Origin of the sequence: Psychroflexus sp. MES1-P1E (assembly GCF_002836055.1) — a bacterium.
In the GTDB taxonomy this organism is placed as follows: Bacteria; Bacteroidota; Bacteroidia; order Flavobacteriales; family Flavobacteriaceae; genus Psychroflexus.
Map to the genome: position 1 here is coordinate 1 of NZ_PJBS01000222.1, position 3088 is coordinate 3088.

Annotated in this window: 3 protein-coding genes and 1 pseudogene; all 4 read left to right on the forward strand. The window is 28.8% G+C overall.

What is annotated here, in order from left to right; all coding sequences use genetic code 11:
- Positions 1-364: pseudogene (locus CXF67_RS09010) on the forward strand (hypothetical protein); the annotation flags it as partial.
- A gap of 192 nt (positions 365-556) precedes the next feature.
- The gene (locus CXF67_RS09015) at positions 557-1249 is read left to right on the forward strand and encodes a hypothetical protein (protein ID WP_102088458.1); all 693 of its coding nucleotides are present in this window, start codon (positions 557-559) and stop codon (positions 1247-1249) included.
- Between the two features lie 202 nt (positions 1250-1451).
- Positions 1452-2030, forward strand: coding sequence for a hypothetical protein (locus tag CXF67_RS09020; protein WP_145990428.1), 579 nt, complete (start codon positions 1452-1454; stop codon positions 2028-2030).
- A gap of 223 nt (positions 2031-2253) precedes the next feature.
- Positions 2254-3088, forward strand: an 835-nt coding sequence (locus CXF67_RS09025; RefSeq protein ID WP_102088460.1) for a hypothetical protein, incomplete at its 3' end; no start/stop codon positions are given.

Below are 3088 nucleotides of genomic sequence, written 5' to 3' on the forward strand. Positions count from 1 at the left end.
AGTTTATAAAGTTGAGTATTTGAACCCGAATAGTTCGTATTACCTGTCAATAAAAGTGAGTTATCCAAATAAGTTTGACAAATCAAAAACTGAATTCACTAATGTATCAGAAATGGGTGGAGATATTTTCATACACGGTAAATCCGCAACAATTGGATGCATTCCAATTGGAGATGAAGCAATAGAAGAAGTGTTTTTATTAACACAAAAGGCAATAAACAATAATGTTAAAGTGATAATCAGTCCTAGAGATTTTAGAATAAATCCCGACTATCCAAAAATCGAGGGAATTGAATGGGAGAACGAACTATACGATATAATTAATAAGGAATTAAAAACGCTACCTAACAATGGCTATAATTAATACGGGTTTTGGTGCTTAACTCAAAATGAAGTGCCTTTTAACCAAGTCCGCCAAATCTTTTGATTTGGCTTTAGAATAGAATAGAAAAGATAAAACAAAATAAAAAGATTTGGCTAAGTGATTAATCGGAAGTTCACTACTTTTAATTCCCGTACTAACCATAGCCGAGCCGTTAGCTACAAGTTGAAAAAAATGACAACAATAAAAAAATTTGAAGAAAAACTTCGAGATTCAAAATACCCAGAACACATTATTAGCGGAATAACAGCAATTCTAGCCACTGTTCCTTTTGCTGGTGGAATTGCTTCTTTGATATCTGATTATATTCCATCGCAAAGAGAATTAAGGCTTCAGGAATTTACTGAAAATGTTGCAAGTGATTTGACTTCATTAAAGAAAAAAATTAATGAAGAATATATTCAAACAGACGAGTATGCATTCATATTTGAAAAATGTTTTAAAGGAGCAGTAGAAAACTACCAAAAAGAGAAAATAATTGCATTTAAAGCTATCTTAATTAATTCGCTGATTGATTTTGAAACGACACAAACTGAAAAAGAATATTATTTAAATCTTGTTGACAATTTATCTTTATTACATATCCAAGTATTAACTTTTATGGCATCGCCAAAAGAATATTTGGATTTTAACGATTTGGAGGAATCTGTTATTTCGGGAGGTTTTAAAACCTTCTTTCCGAAAGTAATACCGAATGTGAATATTGAAATTATTAAACTTGCTTTCAAGGATTTATACAATTATGGATTTCTGAATACGGATAGTAGTATCTTCAATACAATGACTTCAAGCAGTGGTTGGAGTTTATTAGGAGATAGAGTGTCCAAAAATGGGAGGAATTTTATAGAATTTATCACATTGAAATAAAAAACCAGTAGCTAACAAGGGCTATAATTAATACGGGTTTTGTGTTTAAACCGAAATGAAGTGCTTTTTAATGAAGTCCGTCAAATCTTTTTGATTTGGCTTTATAAAGAAAAACAAAATAAAAAGATTTGGCTAAGTGCTCAATCGGAAATTAATTACTTTTAATTCCCGCACTAACCATAGCCTAGACGTTACCAGTAATATGAAAAAAGCACTATTAATAATATTATTACTTCCATTGTTAATGAATTCTTGTAAAAAAGAAAATCAGAATAAAAGGGGAAAAAGCGTTGGAATTGATAAGTTAATTAATCAAACTGAAAATACAAAAAACACTATTGATTTAAAAAAACTGAAAAATAAAAATGAGGTTTTAAATGATTCTATAATAATACCTGAATTTACTATTCAACTTGAATTAAGTGAAAAAGCTGTAAATAAACTAACGAAAGACAAAGAGTCTGTTATTGTTCAAGCATATTTCTCAGGAATACCAAAAGACACATTAAACGAAGATTACGCAAAATGGGGTGAAGTTCATATTGGAGGAAATAATATAGAATTATGGAATTCTAAAATTGCTAACTTCAAAAATATAAAACTATCGAAACAAGCATTTAATGAATTAGTAGACCCAAACTTTGAAGTATTAATAAATGTATTTTCTGGTAGACATTCAATAACATCCAATTTATTAGATTGTGAAATAATACAGGAAAGTATTGATTCATTAAAAGGAAAGACACATTTGATTAAAGGAAAATTAATTTATGGAGAATAAATACTACTGGCAACAATGGCTATAATTAATACGGGGTTTGGTACTTAACCCAAAGTATAGTGCCTTTTACTAAGTCCGCCAAATCTTTTGATTTGGCTTTAAAAAGAAAAGATAAAACAAAATAAAAAGTTTTGGCTAAGTGCTTAATCGAAAGTTCACTACTTTTAATTCCCGTACTAACCATAGCCGAGCCGTTGGCAACAATAAAAAACCCGAACAAATAATGAAATTTAGAATATTAATTTTAACAATAGGAATTATCACATTTAATTCTTGTCAATTTAATCAATCAGTAAATACTGACTTAACTACTGGTGCTTATTCAAGAGGAGATGGAATTGGAATTGATGACATTAATATTGAAATAGATGGAAAAATTGAGAATAGAAACGAATATGTATTTGGAGAGAAAGTAAATCTGATTTTTAACAATATTAATGGATTAACAAAAAAAGAAAATAAAACCTTCCCAGGATTATCAATGTATATTGTTAAAAATGAAAAAGATACTGTACTTTCTAATCCAAACTTGTTGAAAAGTTTAGATAACGGAACAGACCTTTTTCCACTTCAATTACAAGCCAACTTTACAACTGCTTTGCCATATCAGAATGAAGAAAAGTATAAAGTTTTCGTTAATATTTGGGACAAAAAAGGTGATGGAAAATTCACTTATGAATTACCTTTTACTGTAAGAGAAAATGATTTACTAAATATAGAAAACAAAGGAATTGAATATTCAAAAATATACTTATGGAATGAAACACGTAAACAGCCTGTTTTCGACCAAAATGTGAGTTCTGAAGATTTATTAATATTAATACTTGATGACATAAGTGGTTTGGAATTGAGCAATGAAAAAGTTTTTCCGATTTTCTCAATTGAACTTATAGATAATAAAGGAAATAAGATTATCTCAAATCCGAATTTATTAAGTGATTATGAAAACGAAGGAGTAAATCCAGAAGATTTAAAGAATCAATTAACTGCAAAACTAACTTTTACAAAAGGAGAAATAAATAATCCTTGCAAATTAATTGTGAAACTCAAAGACAAAA

What these genes read in the sequence shown, in the direction of transcription:
- CXF67_RS09015 (WP_102088458.1), top strand. Translation starts at nt 557, where the DNA reads ATGACAACAATAAAAAAATTTGAAGAAAAACTTCGAGATTCAAAATAC.
- CXF67_RS09020 (WP_145990428.1), top strand. Translation starts at nt 1,452, where the DNA reads ATGAAAAAAGCACTATTAATAATATTATTACTTCCATTGTTAATGAAT.